General features: G+C 60.0%; 13 protein-coding genes and 1 pseudogene. 4 read left to right on the top strand and 10 right to left on the bottom strand.

Going from position 1 to position 18,134, the window contains the following annotated elements:
- Together AACY18_RS05415 and AACY18_RS05420 are read right to left on the bottom strand one after the other, a co-directional pair.
- Window positions 1-1,869: a c-type cytochrome gene (locus AACY18_RS05415; protein ID WP_339464468.1), complete on the bottom strand. Its 1,869-nt coding sequence runs from the start codon at window positions 1,867-1,869 to the stop codon at window positions 1-3.
- A 164-nt stretch (window positions 1,870-2,033) separates the two neighbouring features.
- Window positions 2,034-5,486 carry a GMC family oxidoreductase N-terminal domain-containing protein gene (locus tag AACY18_RS05420; RefSeq protein ID WP_339430267.1) on the bottom strand — a complete coding sequence of 1,151 codons (3,453 nt, stop codon included), beginning with the start codon at window positions 5,484-5,486 and terminating at the stop codon, window positions 2,034-2,036.
- Between the two features lie 708 nt (window positions 5,487-6,194).
- Between AACY18_RS05420 and AACY18_RS05425 the strand changes: the two genes are divergently transcribed.
- Entirely contained in the window at window positions 6,195-6,467 is a 273-nt protein-coding gene (locus tag AACY18_RS05425; protein WP_339464469.1) for a hypothetical protein, read from the top strand.
- 69 nt (window positions 6,468-6,536) lie between these two features.
- On the opposite strand, the gene etfB is transcribed toward AACY18_RS05425, so the two are convergent.
- The 6 genes from etfB to AACY18_RS05455 form a co-directional block, all read right to left on the bottom strand.
- The gene (etfB, locus tag AACY18_RS05430; RefSeq protein WP_339430269.1) at window positions 6,537-7,307 is read right to left on the bottom strand and encodes an electron transfer flavoprotein subunit beta; all 771 of its coding nucleotides are present in this window, start codon (window positions 7,305-7,307) and stop codon (window positions 6,537-6,539) included.
- Between the two features lie 9 nt (window positions 7,308-7,316).
- Entirely contained in the window at window positions 7,317-8,537 is a 1,221-nt protein-coding gene (etfA, locus tag AACY18_RS05435; RefSeq protein ID WP_339430270.1) for an electron transfer flavoprotein subunit alpha, read from the bottom strand.
- Window positions 8,537-10,486 carry a dimethylglycine demethylation protein DgcB gene (gene dgcB / locus AACY18_RS05440; protein WP_339464470.1) on the bottom strand — a complete coding sequence of 650 codons (1,950 nt, stop codon included), beginning with the start codon at window positions 10,484-10,486 and terminating at the stop codon, window positions 8,537-8,539. Before dgcB ends, etfA begins: the two co-directional genes overlap by 1 nt.
- Before the next feature lie 154 nt (window positions 10,487-10,640).
- A complete protein-coding gene (gene dgcA / locus AACY18_RS05445; protein WP_339464471.1) occupies window positions 10,641-12,701 on the bottom strand; it encodes a dimethylglycine demethylation protein DgcA in 2,061 nt (686 codons plus the stop codon).
- 15 nt (window positions 12,702-12,716) lie between these two features.
- On the bottom strand, window positions 12,717-13,247 hold the full coding sequence (locus AACY18_RS05450; RefSeq protein WP_339464472.1) for a DUF5943 domain-containing protein: 531 nt from the start codon (window positions 13,245-13,247) through the stop codon (window positions 12,717-12,719).
- Between the two features lie 78 nt (window positions 13,248-13,325).
- On the bottom strand, window positions 13,326-14,303 hold the full coding sequence (locus tag AACY18_RS05455; RefSeq protein WP_194935229.1) for a dipeptidase: 978 nt from the start codon (window positions 14,301-14,303) through the stop codon (window positions 13,326-13,328).
- Between the two features lie 234 nt (window positions 14,304-14,537).
- On the opposite strand from AACY18_RS05455, the gene AACY18_RS05460 reads away from it, so the two are divergent.
- Together AACY18_RS05460 and AACY18_RS05465 are read left to right on the top strand one after the other, a co-directional pair.
- Window positions 14,538-14,939 carry a lysozyme inhibitor LprI family protein gene (locus tag AACY18_RS05460; RefSeq protein ID WP_339464473.1) on the top strand — a complete coding sequence of 134 codons (402 nt, stop codon included), beginning with the start codon at window positions 14,538-14,540 and terminating at the stop codon, window positions 14,937-14,939.
- 102 nt (window positions 14,940-15,041) lie between these two features.
- Window positions 15,042-15,131: pseudogene (locus AACY18_RS05465) on the top strand (helix-turn-helix domain-containing protein); the annotation flags it as partial.
- A gap of 100 nt (window positions 15,132-15,231) precedes the next feature.
- On the opposite strand, the gene AACY18_RS05470 reads toward AACY18_RS05465, so the two are convergent.
- Complete coding sequence (locus AACY18_RS05470; RefSeq protein WP_339464475.1) at window positions 15,232-16,203, bottom strand: tyrosinase family protein; 972 nt, start codon at window positions 16,201-16,203, stop codon at window positions 15,232-15,234.
- A gap of 231 nt (window positions 16,204-16,434) precedes the next feature.
- Here AACY18_RS05470 and AACY18_RS05475 point away from each other — a divergent pair, with 231 nt between their 5' ends.
- A complete protein-coding gene (locus AACY18_RS05475) occupies window positions 16,435-16,851 on the top strand; it encodes a DUF3010 family protein (RefSeq protein WP_339464476.1) in 417 nt (138 codons plus the stop codon).
- A gap of 140 nt (window positions 16,852-16,991) precedes the next feature.
- Here the strand turns inward: AACY18_RS05475 and AACY18_RS05480 are convergent, their stop codons facing one another.
- Window positions 16,992-17,936 (bottom strand): GlxA family transcriptional regulator, encoded by a 945-nt coding sequence (locus AACY18_RS05480; RefSeq protein WP_339464477.1) that lies wholly within the window; start codon window positions 17,934-17,936, stop codon window positions 16,992-16,994.
- Window positions 17,937-18,134 lie beyond the last annotated feature (198 nt).

Below are 18,134 nucleotides of genomic sequence, written 5' to 3' on the forward strand. Positions count from 1 at the left end.
TTACAGGGTTTTCATGAATTCGATCAACGCACGCTTGTCGTCGTCCGACAGCGTCGTGCCATACAGGTGACCGCTGTTGTGGTTGCCCTCCAGCCGCGTGTCGTACTTGAAGTCCGCCGAGGCCTTGGCCTGCGCGCCGCTGGTGACGAAACCGACGTTGACCGGGTCGTAAATGTCGGAACCGGTGATGAACACCTGCGGACGTTTTTCCGGCGGTTGCAGCAAGTCCCACAGGGTCGGCACCGAGCCGTTGTGCAGGTACGGCGCGCGCAGCCAGATACCGTCGGTGGGCGTGTTGCTGTAACTCTGGGTTTTGCGATAGGCGCCGAAGTCGAACGGCGGTTTCTTGAAGGTGTGGAACGCCGCCACCAGACCGGTGGTGAACGAGTCCAGCCGATGCGGATCAGTGCCGAGCTGATCGATGTTGGTGGTGACCTGACCCGTGTCGGCACGGCCGAAGTCATGGCAACCGGCACAGTTCGCCTCCCAGACCGGTTTGCCCTGCGCGACCTTGGCCTGATCCAGCGCCCACGGCCACGCCGGGGCTTTGTGCCCGAGCAGCCAGTTGGTCACGCGGTTGAAACTGGGTGGCAGTACCGATTCCGGCGTCGCACCCACGGCCATCGCGGCAGCGTAGTTGCGTTCGTGGATCTTGTTGTTATTGCCGTCCCAATGCAGGTACATCGATTCGCGTGGTTTCTGGTTCCACACTTGCGGCAGGTCGACAGTGCCGATGGTCGAGTCATCCGGGAAGCCGAACACCACCATTTTCGTCGGGTTGAACGTATCGGTGCGCCCCGGCCCTTGCTGCGGGCGCAGCTTCTGCCAGGCGTAGGCCTGCTTCTGCTTGAGCAAGGCGCTTTTCGCCATCGGCATGATCAGGTAACGGTTGTAGAGCTTCTCGAAAAAGCCCAGCTGGAATTTGCTGTTGATCGCCGCCATCACCGCGTCGGTAGTGAATGTCGGATCGCTGGCGCAATCGTAGGCAAACCACTGGAACGCTTGCAGTTGCAAGGTATTGGCCGGCGCACTGGGCACATTGACGGCGACGTCGCTGGCATTGGCGCGGTAAGAGCCGGTGTGGCACAGCGCGCAATTGGGCTCGACGGTCGGGTAGCCGATTTGCCTTTTTGCCATGCCGATGGGCAGGTCCTTGCCGTTCTCGAAGAGAAAACCGAAGACTTCCCAGCCACCGGGCTTGGGCATTTTCTCAGGGCACATCTGCGGCAGCACGGCGAACAGGTAATAGGGGATTCGCGCTTCGATGCCGAGGCCGATGGCGGCGTATTTGTAATGGTCCTCGTCGGAGGCGTATTCCTGCTCCGGCACCACACGCAGCATCTGGTACCAGGTTTCGTAACCGATGAAACCCAGTAAAACCACGACCACCAAGGTGCCGACCTTGAAGCTGTGGCTTTGCCAATGTCGCGACCACGCGGCGCGCCATTGGCGCCAGCCCTCGCAGAGCAGTGCCAGCGGTCGATTCTCAGGCGCGGTACCCAGGTACAGCAAAATGCCGAGGATCAGGAAAAAACTCAGATCGCCCATCAGCATCGGCACAAACACCGAGCCCTGAGTGCTGGTGTTGATCAGGTAAATCCAGAACACCACGGCGATCAGCCGTGTCAGCACGCACAGCCAGGAATGCACCACGTAACGCGACGCGTTGAACCCCGACGGCATGTAAAACACGCTGATGCCCACCAACAGCATCCCGGCGTTTTCCAGCCACGGATCGGAGAGTTGCGGCGGCAAGCCGACCACCGATGTCAGCAATCCCGGCGCGAACAGCGCGGGGATCGCGAACACCATGTTCATCGCAATGCCTAGCCAGATGAAGCGTTGAAACCAGCGGATGTAGGTGTCCATGTCATCCATTTCCTTGTACAGACCCAAGAGATGTAGTGCCTGACCTACCCCTTTCGCGAGCGAGCCCGCTCCCACAATGGATGGGGGATACCCACTGGTCTTGTGCCTGACACAAAACCCTGTGGGAGCGGGCTTGCTCGCGAACGGGGCGACTCGGTGTCAAGTCAACCGAGTGCGGTCTTCTCCAGGTGTTCAAGGATGATCGGATACACATCAACCACCGCGTTCTTGCCGAACATGCAGTCGATGTGGCCGTAGCCCGGCACGACCTGCCGGCTATAGCGATCCGGCCCGTGCAGGTCACACAAGCGCTGATAGGTCTTGAGCGTGCTTTGCGGTAGATAACACTGGTTGTCGGCACCGCTGATAAAGCAGATCGGCATGGTCAACCGATCAAAGTGCGGCATATACACATCGTTGCCTTTGAAATCCACCAGATGCCCTTTGCGCACGATCAGCGCCAGATGCTCGAAAGTCTCGATATTCGATTCGCCGAACAGTTCGTGCAGGTTGTCGTGCAGGGTTTCGTTGAGGGTGTCGTGGCGGTACAGCGACGCGTACATAAAGGTGATGCGGTGGCACACCGGGTTGGTGCAATAGCCCTGGGCTTCGATCCGTGCGTAGCCGTTGAGGGCCTTGTCGTAGAGCCTGTTGAACCAGTTCTCCTTGCTGTCGGCGTAAGCCGTCATCGATTTGATGCCGACGGCGTCAAGCATTCCCGGCAGGTGCAGCCCGGCCTTCAACCCCGTTGCGGTGGCAACCACCGTGTCGGCGGCAATCTGCGAACAGACCACCGAGCGCACACCCTGCAACCCGGCCAGCAGCGACATGAAAAACGTCGTCGCGCCATAGCAATGCACCACGCATTGCACGTCTTTGGCAGCGGTTTGCTGTTGAATCTGCGCAATCGCAGCCTTGAAGTCGTACTGGGCGATCTGGTCGCCGTTCCATTCCTTCTTGCTCGCCGGCAGCAGAATGCTCACGCGAAAATCCAGCAGCCAGACGTCGTAATCGTGCTTGCACAGGTATTCGAGCAGGTTGGTCTGAATGGTGTCGGTGGAAAAGATGTTCGAACCCACACCCAAACCATGCACCAGCATTACCGGGCCTTTACTGCCGGCCTGATAGCGAGTCAGGCGCAGTTCGACGCCATCCTCGGTGGGGAAGAAATGCACCGCCGGGGATGGCGCATCCAGCGGCCGTTTCAGCCGTGGTGGCGCGTCGGGGTTGAAGTAGATATCACCGGCAAACACCCCGCCATAACTCTCCCAGAGAATGCCTGCGAAGAACTTGCCAAAGCGCGCCAGCCCTTCAATGCGCTCGCGCTCGTTGCGCGCGTTGAGCACTTTCATGGTGGTCATCTGCTTGGCGAAATCGGTCGGATGAATGTGCATCACCCCGCAGCCGATCACCTCGCCCGACTTGTCAGGCCCGCGATACAACGTCACATAGAGGGTGCTGGTGTCGTGCCAGATGTTCAGCACGCCGTTGTCTTCCGGCACGGTTTTGAACGCGCTGAAGAAATAGTCACTGCCGTCCTCGGCGGTCAGTTTCATGTCGTACTTCATGTGGCGCGTATCGACCTGCTCCTCGAATTGTTCGAACAGGTTGAACACGCCGTTGCTAGCGGTCAGCGGCTGTGGCGACAGCGCCGAGGCATTGACCGTGCCGACAATGGTCGCGGCGTGTTCCGGCTCCTTGATCATCCGGTTGAGGTCGTTGGCGGTGATGGTCAGGGTGAAGTCGATCGGCGAATTGTCTGCCTCGCCGCGTTTGGCCGCCGCTTCATAGACTTTCAGATCGGTGCTTTGCGCAGCAGTGAACGCCCGGGAGAAATAGCCCTTCATGGTTTCGGTAAACTGCACGCCAAGGGTCGGCGGCGCCACCTGTTTGCTCGGTGCGGATGGCAGCGTGTAATCGATCTGCCAGCCACGGTCAGCGGCGAGCAAGCCCATATTGCGTTCACTGACGGCGGAGATGGTCAGCAGCGGATTGACCGCCAGCGAGGTCGGAATCACCGCACCGTCAGTCACGTACAGATTGGCGTACACGTCGGTGCCACTAGCACCGCTGAACACCTGGCCCTTGTGGTTGACCACGCCTTGCCCGGCGTCCTCGCCCATCACGCAACCGCCCAGTGGATGCACCGAGACGATGCTGTGCTTGAGCAGCTTGGTCCAGATCGGATTCTCCACCCAGACGCCGCCCAGCGCCTTGGTGCTCTGATACAGCCGATCATTGCCGAGTTTGAAGTTTTCCTGTTCGCCGACGCCTGGCCAGTCGATGCGCAACTGATCCTTGTTATCCAGCACCATCCGCCCCTGGCCACTGTCGTGGCTCATGATCAGGTAGGTCTGCATGTTGTGCAGCGCGCCGTAATACGGGCCGCGCAGGAAGCTTTCGGCCTCGCGCTCCTTGTATTTCAACTTGGCGCTGAAGCGGTCGTCGGTGGCCTTGCCGATCATCTCGGCGAACCCGGCCATGCTTGGCACCATTGGCCGACCAAGAGCGCCGGGGATCGAGCCTTCCTCAATGACCATGCGGCTGCGCCAGTCGCCCTCGGTGCGCATGTCGATGATCGAGGTGATGCACGGGCCGACCGGGTGCAACTCCTTGGCCGGATGCGCGCCGAAACCGATGCCGTTGATGGTCTGCTCGCAGTTGTGGCCGAAGCCCAGGATGTCGCCATTGCCGCTCATGTTCTCGCCGAGCTGGCCGGACATCACCAGGCCTTTGTCCCGGGAGCGCAAAAGAATCTCGGTGGAGCCCAGCGTGCCGGCGGAGACCACCACAATGTCGGCCTTCACGAACAGCGTCGGCGCCGAGAACTTCTCGCGGCCGCTGTCCAGATACTGGAAGTGCACGATCCAGCCATCGCCGTCACGCTCCAGGTGTCGCACTTGGGCCTGACAGAAAATCTCCGCGCCGTGGTTCCAGGCGTCCGGCAGATAGTTCATCAGCGTGGTGTTCTTGGCCTTGTTGTTACAGCCCGAGACGCAATCGCCACAGTGGTTGCACGGCAGTTGTTCGACGCCGACGTGGTTGAGGTTGTTCGGCAGTTTGTCGAAGGTCACGTTGATCGGCGGCTTGTAGAAATGCGCGCCTTGCTTGAGGTACTCCGCGGACTTTTTGTTGGCGTCGAGTTTGGGCAGATTGGGTGCAGTGTCCGGATAAGGATTGGGTTTGAGCATTTCCCGGGCACGGGCGTAGCCGTCCTTGAGCAGCGTGTCGCGGTGTTCACGCACTGCCTGTGGCCAGCGCGGATCATCGAACACGCCGGGCTCCGGCTCCAGCGAGACATTGGCGTTGATCAGCGACGTGCCGCCCAATCCACAACCGACCACCACGTTCTGCTGGGCGTTGACGTGCAGGTCGAACAGCCCGGTGCGCGAACCGATATGCCCGTCGGGGTCGTGCACCTGCAACTCTTCGGTCGCGGCAATCATGGTGTTGGGGTATTCGCCGGGCTGGATTTCCCGGCCTCGCTCCAGCAAACACACGCGCTTACCGGCACGGGACAGGCGTGACGCAGCAATGCCGCCGCCATAACCGGAGCCAATGACAATGACGTCGTAGTGTTCCTTGATCTCGCTGATGGGCGTTGCGATCCGTGTCATGTGGTGGTTCCTCTCTCAGGCAGATGGGGCAACTCTGCGGTTGCCTGCAATCAATGGGCGAACGGGCACCTGGCCTGCGGGCTAGCCCGGCGACAGCACATCGGTTTGGGCGGATTTAACGGCTACAACTGAGCGCGTTGATGGGCAGCAAGACGCGCCGAGCGCTTTCGCGACGAAGGCGGCGCTGGCGCGCAGAACTTGCGGGGGGTGGGGGCTGATCGATGGGGATGGCTATCCATCAGGCGTTCTCCCTGAACCAGATGTGGATAAGTAGTCGCTGTCCTTGTGCCATCAAAGTGAAGACAGGGGCCGGATCGAAGTCAAGGCAACGGCTTAGACCTGTATGAAATCTGATCAATTGCTATTTGGACTATAGCCAGCGGGGCTTGCAGGGTTTGGCGAACAAGTTATCCACACAGCCACCCACAGCAAATGGGGACAACTGTGGATGACTGGAAAAATAACTGTCTGATTTGTGAAGAAAAATCGTGACTTATCCAGAACCACGGTTTGTGCGTCAGATTGATCGTTTTTTGATCACATCCTTGTAGACCACGTTTCACATGGCCTGCAGAGGATGGCGAACACGTTATCCACAGAAGCGCCAACAGAGTTCGGGGGTAACTTTGCCCGATCTGTGGAAAAGCGCTGGAGGCTGTGTCATTTCGAGGCTTTCGTGGCAGTTCTACGTGGAATCGGATGAATTGATTGTTTTTTGATCAAATCTTCGCAAGCCACGGTTTGTTTAGGCTTCAGCGGACAGCGAACATCTTATCCACAGAAGCGCCAACAGAGATTGGGGGCAACTCGCTGAGTTATTCAGGGGAAAAACCCAGAAAAAACCGCAACTTAGACTGGTTGTTTTTTGAACGAATGGCTGCAGGGCTTGATTGGCGTGCGGTGTGGGGATGGGCGAACACCTTATCCACAGATCCGCCAACAGGGATTGTGGGTAAACACCAGGCAGACAATATTTTTTGACGAACGCTGGCCCCCTGTGGGAGCGGGCTTGCTCGCTCCCACAGGGGGCCAGCGTCTGGAAGATTGGGGCTAGCGGACAACGCCTTCTTCAATCAGGAGTTTGAGAATGGCTTCGGCGCCGGCTTGCGCCGTGACACCTTTCAATACTTGCCCACCACCGCCACTGGCCTTGGCCGTGGCCGCTTTCATCCGGTCCGCACCGCTTTTGGCCTTGATCACTTTCAAGCGTTTGGGCCGTGGCTTGGCCGGTTGCAGCGTGGCGACGGCCAGCAGTTCGTCGTCCAGCACTTCCACGTCTTCGGCGTTCAACACGCCACGGCGCGCCGGACCATAAGCGCTTTGCCGAGGTTTCGGTGCAGCGTTATCCACAGTCGCCAGAAACGGCAGCTTCACCTTCAACCGCCGCCGCTGCCCACGGGGCAAGGCTTGCAGCACCAGCGCCGAGCCGTCATTGATCGACTCGACCTGCGCCAGCCCGACCACCAATGGCCAGCCCAAACCCTCGGCCAGCAGAAACGGCAACATCCCCGAACCTTCGCCGGTTTCCGCCTGACTGCCGGTCAGTACCACCTGCGCGCCGGCATCGCGCAGGTACGCGGTCAGGGCGGGCAGTGCATCGGCGCCCTCGGGTTGTTCCAGCACATGCATCTGTGTAAGCCCCATGCCCAGATAGGCGCGCAACGCCGGTTCCGCAACATCGCCGGCATGCAGCACTTGCAGGTTATCCCCAGCCAGTTGCAGGCCCAGCTCCACGGCGCGTGCGTCCTGTTCGGCGCGGCGTGGCCGGCCGGAGGTCGGGTGGGCGCCGATTGAAACCAAACTGATGATTTTTGTGTTCATAGCCGTTCCTTAAGCCGCATCGCGCTTGGCGTCGTTGCGGTAAGCCTCAACCGCCGCGATCAAGGCCTGAAGAATCTGCGCGCTTTCGCCGATCACCGACAGGTCGGCACGTTTGATCATGTCGCAACCGGGATCAAGGTTGATCGCCACCACTTTGTCGCAGGCGCCGATGCCCTGCAGGTGCTGGATCGCCCCGGAAATCCCCACGGCCACGTAAACCCGTGCCGTAACCCAGGTGCCGGACGCACCGACCTGGCGGTCGCGCGCCATGAAGCCGTCGTCCACCGCGACCCGTGATGCACCTTCGGTGGCGCCGAGGGCGGCGGCCGTCTGGTGGAACAGTTGCCAGTCTTTGACGCCGTTGCCGCCAGAGAAGATGAACTCCGCTTCGGCCATCGGAATCGCCGCCGGATCGACCGCCACCGCGCCCAGATCCTCGATGCGCGACAGGCTGCGCGCAACGGTTGTGGATAACTCCACCGGCAAGGCCTCATGACGGGTTTCGCTGACCGGTTCGGCACATTCGGCCGAGGCCAGAATCAAGCGTGCGACCGGGCGTGCCAGGTCTTGCAGGCCTGCGCCGGCACGGCCGATACACGCCTGATCCTTGACCTGCCACACCCGTGTCGCCGGGCGCTCACCCAAGGCGGCGGCAAAACGCCGACCGAGCTCGCCGCCACCCGTGCGGCTGTCCGGCAACAACCAATGACGTGGACTGAACTGGTTATCCACAGCGCGCAAGCCCTGCACCCGTTGCTCCGGTGCATAACCGCTGAACTGGTCGCCTTCCAGCACCAGCAAGCGATCGACGCCCGCGGTGGCGAAGGTGTTTTCCTTGTGTTCGCCAAACACCACGGCCAGCACCGCGCCGTCGTTGCCGGCCAATTGATGAGCGAGGCCAAGCAGGTCGCGGTCGTGACTGCTTAAACGGCCGCCGACCATGTCCGGCACCACGCTGATGTAGAACGCCGGGGCCGGTACCTGGTGCAGCGGCAATTGCACTTCAACCGTGGCCGAACGTTTGACCGCCCCGCCCTGCTGCGCGCCGCTGCGGTCGATGCGTTTGAGGCCGTTCGGCCCGATAAAACCGATGCCATGCAGGTTCTTGCGGATGACGCCGTTTGGGCCCATCCAGCTATGTTGCGCCGGTTGCATGGCCGCGTGCAGCGGGTGCAGACGGTTACGGGCAATCCATTCGGCGCGTGGGTCGCGGCGGATAATGTCGCTCATCAGTGGGCCTCCGCTGGTTCACGTTTGGCCGGCGTAGTCGGCTTGCCTGGCGCGGCATCTTCGAGCAGCGCGTCGGCCACCAGTTCGGCGATGTCCTTGATCAACGGACGCGGTTCGACCACGCCTTCGAGCATCGCCGTGCACTGTGGACAACCCACGGCCACCAGTTCGGCGCCGGTTTCGCGGATGTCTTCCATGCGCATGTCGGGAATCCGCTGTTTGCCCGGAATATCAGTGATCGGCGCGCCGCCACCGCCGCCGCAGCAACGCGAACGGAAGCCGGAACGTTGCATCTCTTTGACTTCGATACCGAGGGCACGCAGCACTTCACGCGGCGCCTCGTACTCGCCGTTGTAGCGGCCCAGGTAGCACGGATCGTGATAAGTCACGCTGTTGCCTTTGTGCTGACCGAGGTTGAGCGCGCCGGCCTGGATGATTTCGGCCATGTAAGTGCTGTGATGCTGCACGAGGTAGTTGCCATCGAAGGCGCCGTATTCGTTTTTCAGCACATGGAAACTGTGCGGATCGCAGGTGACGATGCGGTTGAAGCGGTATTTGGCCAGGGTCTGGATGTTGCGTTTGGCGAGCAACTGGAAGGTCGCTTCATCGCCTAAACGCCGAGCCACGTCGCCGCTGTCGCGCTCTTCCAGGCCCAACACCGCGAAGTCGACCCTGGCCGCTTTCAGCACTTTGACGAACGCACGCAAGGTGCGCTGGTTGCGCATGTCGAAAGCACCGTCGCCGACCCAGAACAACACGTCGGTGGATGTCTTGTCGCTCAACAGATTGAGGTTCAGATCCGCCGCCCAGTTCATCCGCCCGCCCGGAGCGAAACCGCCGGGGTTATCGGTAGCGATCAGGTTTTCCAGGACTTCGGCGCCCTTGTTCGGGGTGGCGCCTTTTTCCAGCGTAAGGTGACGGCGCATGTCGACGATGGCGTCGACGTGCTCGATCATCATCGGGCACTCCTCGACGCAGGCGCGGCAGGTGGTGCACGACCACAGGGTTTCGGCATCGACCAGACCGTTGACGATCGGTTGATGCGCATTGCCGCTGTGTTCGCCGACCGGTTTACCCGGATAAGGGCTGCCAGCGAATTTGGCGTCAGTGCCGCCGGCAAGGCCGACGACCATGTCCTGAATCAGTTTTTTCGGGTTCAGCGGTTGGCCGGCGGCGAAGGCCGGACAGGCTGCTTCGCACTTGCCGCACTGCACGCAGGCGTCGAAACCGAGCAACTGGTTCCAGGTGAAATCCTTGGGTTTTTCCACGCCCAGTGGCGCAGTTGGATCATTCAGATCCAGAGGTTTCAAACCGGTGGAACGGCCACCACCAAAGCGCTCGGCGCGGCGGTGCCAGGCCAGGTGCAGGGCACCGGCGAAAGCGTGCTTCATCGGCCCGCCCCAGGTCATGCCGAAGAACAATTCCGACACGCCCCACAGCACACCGACGCCGAGAATCACCGCCAAAATCCAGCCGCCGAAGTTCTCCGGGAGAATCCCGGCCACCGGCAAGGTCACCAGGAAGAACGACGCCGAGAACGCCAGCAGGCTTTTCGGCAGGCGCATCCACGGGCCTTTCGACAACCGTGCCGGCGGATTGCGCCGACGCAGGTAAACGAAGATCGCACCGACGAACATCACGGCCGTCATCAGCAGCAAGGCATACCCGAGAATGCGGTTATGCAGGCCGAAACCGTGTACCAGAATCGCCAGCACGATCGACGCCACCGCGCCACCCGCCGTGGCGACGTGGGTGTTGGCGATGTATTTGTCCCGCGCCACCACATGGTGCAGATCGACCATATAGCGCTTGGGCATGGCAAACAGGCCGCCGATCAGGTCGACCTTAGAGGCCCGGCCACGACGCCACATCGCTACCCGCCGCAACGCGCCGAGGACACCGAGGCCCAGGGCTGCGAACAACAGGATTGGAAGAAGGGTGTTCAACATAGGTGAAGCTCCCACCAGTACAGCCTGGAGAAACACGGTCTGCATTAATGTGGGAGCGGGCTTGCTCGCGAAAGCGCTGGATCAGTCAGCTCATGTCGAACTGACAGAATGCATTCGCGAGCAAGCCCGTTCCCACAGGGTTTTGTGCTCGCCGTCAGAAATCCTTGCAGAGCCGCAGGGCGTCATAAATGGCGGCGTGGGTATTACGCTGCGCCACGCAATCGCCGATGCGGAACAGCAAGTAGCCGTCACCGGTGGTGCTCAGCGATGGCTGCGGCTGGATCGCGAACAACGCTTCGACGTCGATCTGCCCCTTGTTGCGCGAGCCCTCTTTGAGCGCGTAGTAGATTTCCTCGTCCGGACGTACGCCGTTTTCCACCACCACCTGATCGACCACCCGCTCCTCTTTGGCACCGGTGTATTCGTTCTCCAGCACCGCGACGAGTTTGTCGCCTTCGCGGTAGACCTTCTCCAGCATCATGTCGCCGGTCATGATCACTTCTTTCGGGTACATGCTGCGGTAGTAGGTCGGGAACGACGTACCGCCGATGGCCACGCCCGGTTTGATGTCGTCGGTGACGATTTCGACCTGGCTGCCCTTGTCGGCGAGGAAGTCGGCGACCGACATCCCGGTGAACTCGCAAATGGTGTCGTAGACCAGCACGTTCTTGCCCGGCGCAACCTTGCCGTCGAGCACGTCCCAACTGCTGACCACCAGCCCTTCGGCGGCGCCCCAGTGTTCGTTCTGCTCCAGGAACGGATGCCCGCCCACTGCCAGTACGACCACGTCCGGACGCAGGTCCATGATGGCCGCTGCATCGGCAGCGGTGCCCAGACGCAGGTCGACTTTCAGTCGTGCCAGTTCCAGTTGGAACCAGCGGGTAATGCCGGCGATCTGGTCACGTTGCGGCGCTTTCGACGCCGTGGTGATCTGCCCGCCGATGAATTCCTTCTTCTCGAACAGGGTCACGTCGTGGCCACGTTCGGCCGCCACGCGCGCCGCTTCCATCCCGGCAGGGCCGGCACCGACCACCACAACCTTGCGTTTCGGTCCGGTGGATTTCTCGATGATGTGCGGCACGCCCATGTATTCACGGGACGTTGCAGCATTCTGGATACACAACACGTCCAGACCTTGATACTGGCGATCGATGCAATAGTTGGCGCCGACGCACTGTTTGATCTGGTCGATCTGGCCCATCTTGATCTTGGCGATCAGGTGCGGGTCAGCGATGTGCGCACGGGTCATGCCGACCATGTCGACGTAACCCCCCTCAAGAATCCGCGTGGCCTGGTTGGGGTCCTTGATGTTCTGTGCGTGGAGCACTGGCACCTTGACCACTTCCTTGATCCCGGCCGCCAGATGCAGGAAAGGCTCCGGTGGATAACTCATGTTGGGGATCACGTTGGCCAGGGTGTTGTGAGTGTCACAACCCGAGCCCACCACACCGATAAAGTCGAGCATGCCGCTGTCGTCGTAATACTTGGCGATCTGCTTCATGTCTTCGTGGGACAAGCCGTCCGGGTGGAACTCGTCACCGCAGATACGCATGCCCACGCAGAAGTCGTCACCGACCTCGGCGCGCACGGCTTTCAAGACTTCCAGACCGAACTTCATCCGGCCTTCGAAGGTGCCACCCCATTCGTCGGTGCGCTTGTTGACGCGCGGGCTCCAGAACTGGTCAATCATGTGCTGGTGCACGGCGGACAGCTCAACGCCGTCAAGCCCACCGGCCTTGGCCCGACGCGCGGCCTGAGCGTAGTTGCCGATCACCCGCCAGATTTCTTCCGGCTCGATGGTTTTGCAGGTCGCGCGGTGCACCGGTTCACGGATGCCCGATGGCGACATCAGGGTCGGCCAGTTGAAGCCGTCCCAACGCGAGCGACGACCCATGTGAGTAATCTGGATCATGATCTTGGCGCCGTGCTTGTGCATGGCGTCGGCCAGATTCTGGAAGTGCGGAATGATGCGATCGGTGGACAGGTTCACCGAACTCCACCATTCCTGCGGGCTGTCGATGGCGACCACGGACGAACCGCCACAGATCGCCAGGCCGATGCCGCCCTTGGCTTTCTCTTCGTAATACTTGACGTACCGGTCGGTGGTCATGCCACCGTCAGTCGCGTAGACCTCGGCGTGCGCAGTGCTGAGCACGCGGTTGCGGATGGTCAGTTTGCCGATCTGGATCGGCTGGAACATTGCTTCGAAAGCCATGGCGGGTTCCTCGACTTACAACGGCTTGACGGTGAACAGGCCGTCATCGTGGCCTTCTTCGGAGCCACCGTAGACTTGTTCGGCCACGGTGCGGATGTTGCTGCCACGGGCTTGCAGAATCTGATCCATGGCGCCGGCAAACCAGCCGGTGAACATGTAGTCGACCTTGCGCCCGACCTTGCCGTAGACGTAGACGAACGCCGAGTGTTCGAGCTTGACGCTGGCGGTGCCTTTGTCGAGGTCGATGTCCTGGATCTTGAACAGGCCCCAGCCGCGCTGCGACAGGCGTTTCATGTAGTGTTCGAACACCGCGCCGCCTTCCAGGCCGTGGCATTCAGCTTCTTTTTCACACCAGTGCCAGGCGGATTTGTAGCCGGCCTTGTAGAGAATTTCGGCGTAGGCGTCGGCGCCCAGCACTTCCTCGATGCCCATGTGGTTGTTGACGAAAAAGTGGCGCGGCACGTACAGCATTGGCAGGGCGTCTGAGGTCCAGACACCGGTCTCGCTGTCGACTTCGATTGGCAATTGCGGGGCGATCTTGGCCATGGAAACTTAACTCCAGAAAAATTGGTGTGTTGCCCTCGGCGCGGACGGCCGAGGGAAAGGATTCAGAAGTGCGGTGGCTTATTCGCCCCAGACGTCCTTCAGGACGTTCACCCAGTTCTCGCCCATGATCTTGCGCACCACGCGCTCGGAGTGGCCGCGTTTGAGCAGGGTTTCGGTCAGGTTCGGGAACTCGCCGACGGTGCGGATGCCCAGCGGGTTGATGATCTTGCCGAAGCTGGTCAGACGACGGGCGTAGCCCTTGTCGTGGGTCAGGTATTCGAAGAAGTCCTGGCCATGGCCCTGAGTGAAGTCGGTGCCGATACCGATGGAATCTTCGCCGACAATGTTCATCACGTATTCGATGGCTTCGGCGTAGTCGTCGATGGTCGAATCGATGCCCTTGGCGAGGAACGGCGCGAACATGGTCACGCCGACGAAACCACCGTGGTCGGCAATGAACTTGAGTTCTTCATCGGACTTGTTGCGCGGGTGCTCTTTGAGCCCCGACGGCAGGCAGTGGGAATAGCAGACCGGTTTTTTCGATTCGAGGATGACTTCCTCGGAGGTCTTGGAACCGACGTGGGACAGGTCGCACATCACGCCAACGCGGTTCATCTCGGCGACGATCTCGCGACCAAAACCCGACAGGCCGCCGTCACGCTCGTAGCAACCGGTGCCGACCAGGTTCTGGGTGTTGTAGCACATCTGCACGATGCCGACGCCGAGCTGCTTGAACACCTCTACATAGCCGATCTGGTCTTCAAAGGCGTGGGCATTCTGGAAGCCGAACAGGATGCCGGTCTTGCCCTGCTCTTTGGCGCGACGGATGTCGGCGGTGGTGCGCACCGGCATCACCAGGTCACTGTTTTCGCGGATCAGCTTCTGGCTGGCAGCGATGTTGTTCACGGTCGCCTGAAAGCCTTCCCACACCGACACAGTGCAGTTGGCCGCCGTCAGACCGCCCTTGCGCATGTCTTCGAACAGCTCGCGGTTCCATTTGGCAATGATCAGACCGTCGATAACGATGCTGTCGGCGTGTAATTCGGCTGGGCTCATCAGGCGTCCCCTTATTGGCGATTCATGCGCCGAATCGTCTGCCGGCGCTTTGGGGCCAGCATATGCCTCGGTGCGGGGGCGACCGGGTGCAAAAACGACAGGGGAATTGCCGAAAGCGTCAATCCGCGACAAAGGGTCACTAACCGCCCCGAACGGCCACCTGTTCAAGCCTGCTCGCTTAAGCCAGAATCTGGCGCATCTTGCAAACACCACTGGATAAGAGCGGCGACATCAATGAAATCGATCTTCCTGGCTTTGGCCCTGATTGCGACCGGCGTACACGCCGCCGAAGAGTCCGACAACAACCCGTGCGACGCCGTCGAAAACGACATCCAGACCCTGGAATGCTCGACCTACAGCCGCACCACCGCCGAAGACCTGCTCAAGGACAACTACGCCAGCCTTACCGAACGCATGCAAACGGCGTACGGCAAGAATCCGGCGCAACTGGCCGACATCACCGCCAAACTCAAAACCGCCCAGCAGCAGTGGCTGAAGACGCGGGATGCGGATTGCGCGGTGGAGGCTTTCCCGGCGACGGCGGGCAGCAAGGCGTTCAAGATTGCGCAAAATGACTGCGTGGCGCGGATGAGTGATGAACGGTCGGAGTTTCTGGAGTCGATTGGGCAGGAGTAACTTTGAAACCAAGAAACATGCCGACCAACATCGAGGATTGGCCGGACGGGGAATAGAAGCAAAGATCTAAAAATCTAATATAAGACTTATATTTCCAGAACCATGAACGCACCTACTGACATCCAAATCATCAATGATGCCGAGGGCAAACCGGTCTTCGTGGTCATTCCCTATGCGCAGTACGTTACGCAAGGCCTTCGGAATCTCCTCCGGGCAGCTTGAGCTATAGCCGGTTACGGTGTGAATACCTGCCGCATAAGCCAGGCATTCACTCCGCCACCCGGTGCCAGCATCAGTCGTGAAAAGGAGACCGATGCTTCACATGATCGAGGATCAGACGTGGCGTCTCATACTCATACTCATACCCCAAGTCAGTGATATCGCTCACACTCCGAGCAGACTGCACAAACGGCTCAAGCACATCATCGTAGTTATGTCCTTTCGGACCATTGACCAGCGGCGCGTAATGCGGCGCCCAACGTTCGTTGCTCTGTAGCATCAGCGACTGCCAGTCTGCCCACACTTTGTCGACAAAGCAGTGATGCAAGAAGAACACTGGATCATCCGGAGACGTCATCGGCAGCATATTGCCGCCCACCCAGAGGTGGACGCGATTATGCAGTTGTGAACCCGCCGTGGTTACCTGCGGATCGCCGCGCTGTGTGATCCAGCCTTCCAGACGATTTCGGAAACCGCGCACAGTTGGTCCGGAATCATAGGGCGGTGTGTCGTAAAGACTTTCACGCAACGCCATTTGCAGATCTTGCGGTGTCGGCAATGAGTTCACGACCAGCCCGAACTGGCGCTTCAAACCAGGACCTGGCAAATCGTCATCCGGATAGGAGGGAACGGGCCATTGTCCGTGCTTAAAGGCAAACCGACCGGTTGCGACACGCCAGTCATCGCCTTCAACACCATTACCGCCCATAAAATCCTCAGCCCACACCGGAGAGTTGAGCGGATCGGCGGCATCTTCGGTCCAGTTCCAGTACGGAACCGTGATGGAAGGGTTAATCACCTGAAGGTCATTTTCGAACTTCAGCAAAAATGCCCGGTGCCATGGCAGGAATGAAGGCCCACGGTGAGCACCATTGCGGTAGTTTGGGTCGTTTGGTTCATGTGGCAACACTGTGGGCTTCATGACCTGATGATGCAGGTGCACATACTCGTCGTATTGGCCTGACTGTTTGAGCTGGAGGCAGGCGGCGACGAAGTTGTTTTTTTCGTTTTGGGTCAATGAGCGAATGTTCTTGCGCAGCTTCATGTCTTCAGTCCCTTGAGCGAAGTTACGAAATGGGAGAGGACGACCATCGCCCCAATCCCTCGGCAACCAAGCTAGGCGCCAGTCAGAAGGGTGTCTACTGTCAGAAATTACAGGTCAGCAACGATTTCCGACCAGCGGTATTGCTCCGTTCGGGCACCGACGCGAGGTGACTTGACCGCCCGACTGCGTCAACATGACCGCCATCCAATTCGCTCATAAGGTCACTCGCCCATGAACATCTGCGGCATCGAAATCAAAGGCAGCGAAGCGATCATCGCCGTGGCCGCTCTCGACGGTTCGGTCCTGAGCCACGTTGCTCTTGCCACCAAGAAGATCGCCCTCGACGACGATGACGAAGCGGCCAACGTGAAGCTGTTCGCCGCGCAGGTAGCGTCGTTTGTGCGGGAGAATTCGATTGACCGGATTGCGATCAAGAAGCGCAGCAAGAAGGGCGAATTTGCCGGTGGGCCAACGACGTTCAAGATCGAGGGTGTGTTTCAGTTGTTGGATGGTTGTGAAGTGACGTTGTTGTCGCCACAGACGATCAACGCGCAGGCCAAGAAGCACAACGTCGAGCTGCCGGGGACGCTGAACAAGTATCAGCATGAGGCTTATAAGGCTGCGTGTTCGGCGTTGGTGAAGAAGTAACCTGATCTTCCAGACAAAGAAGATCAAAAATGTGGGAGCGGGCTTGCTCGCGAAGAGGGCGTGTCAGTCGACTGCATTGTTGAATGACACACCGCATTCGCGAGCAAGCCCGCTCCCACATGGGTGTCGTGTGCACCCGTTCAGGTTTGGGCGGTATGCCGGTCTTCGCGGGGGCAGCGGGCGAATTTTGCCCGGTAGCTGCGGGTAAAATACGACGGCGATTCAAACCCGCAGGCGATGCTCACTTCCAGCACGCTCATGTCGGTCTGGCGCAACAACTGCTGGGCCTTTTCCAGCCTTAACCGCAGATAGAAATTGCTCGGCGTGTCGTTCAGATGCAGCCGAAACAAGCGCTCCAATTGCCGGCGCGTCACCTTGATCGATTCCGCCAACGCCAACGTGGTCAGCGGCGGTTCGCTGTGTTGTTCCATCTCGCCAATCACCTGAACCAGTTTCTTGTTGTTGATCCCGTAACGCGTGGCGACTTCCATGCGTTGGTGATCTTTGCGCGGACGAATGCGCCCCAGCACGAATTGTTCGCTGACCTGAATTGCCAGTTGCGGGCCATGGGCCTGGGCGATCAGGTCGAGCATCAGGTCGATGGACGCCGTACCGCCGGCCGAGGTGATGCGCCGACGGTCGATCTCGAACAGCTCCTGGGTCACGCTGAGCTGTGGATAAGATTCCTTGAAGGCGTCAATGGCCTCCCAGTGCAGGGTCAGGCGATGGCCATCGAGCAGGCCCGCCTCAGCCAGAACGAAGCTGCCGGTGTCGATGGCGCCGAGGGTCACGCCTTCGTTGTCCAGCCGTCGCAGCCAATGTTCAAGCGTCGGCGTGGCGAACTTCAGTGGTTCGAACCCGGCCACCACCCATAACGTCGCGCCTTTCTTCAGCGGTTCCAGCGCCGCGTCGGCGTTGACCGACATGCCGTTGCTCGCCAGTACCGCCCCGCCGTCAGCGCTCAGCACATGCCAGCGGTACAACTCGCCGCGAAAGCGGTTGGCGACCCGCAGCGGTTCGATTGCCGAGATAAAGCCGATGGCGGAGAACCCCGGCATCAGCAGGAAGTAGAAATCCTGAGACATGTGCGCACTCGATTCGCGGGTAACGAGAGGGAGGGTAGCGTGGCTCGTTGATACGCCGATTGTCGTCAGCGTTCAAGCGCGCAGGTCGCTACAGTGCAAGTGCCAGTCGCCGCAGTGCGCTTTCACGTGGGCGTTGCTGCGTAACTTTGCATCACCGGCGCAACAGACGCCGGAACTCACAATAAACAACCTGCCGAG

The sequence above is a fragment of the Pseudomonas sp. EA_65y_Pfl2_P74 genome (assembly GCF_963970575.1).
GTDB lineage: Bacteria > Pseudomonadota > Gammaproteobacteria > Pseudomonadales > Pseudomonadaceae > Aquipseudomonas > Aquipseudomonas baetica_A.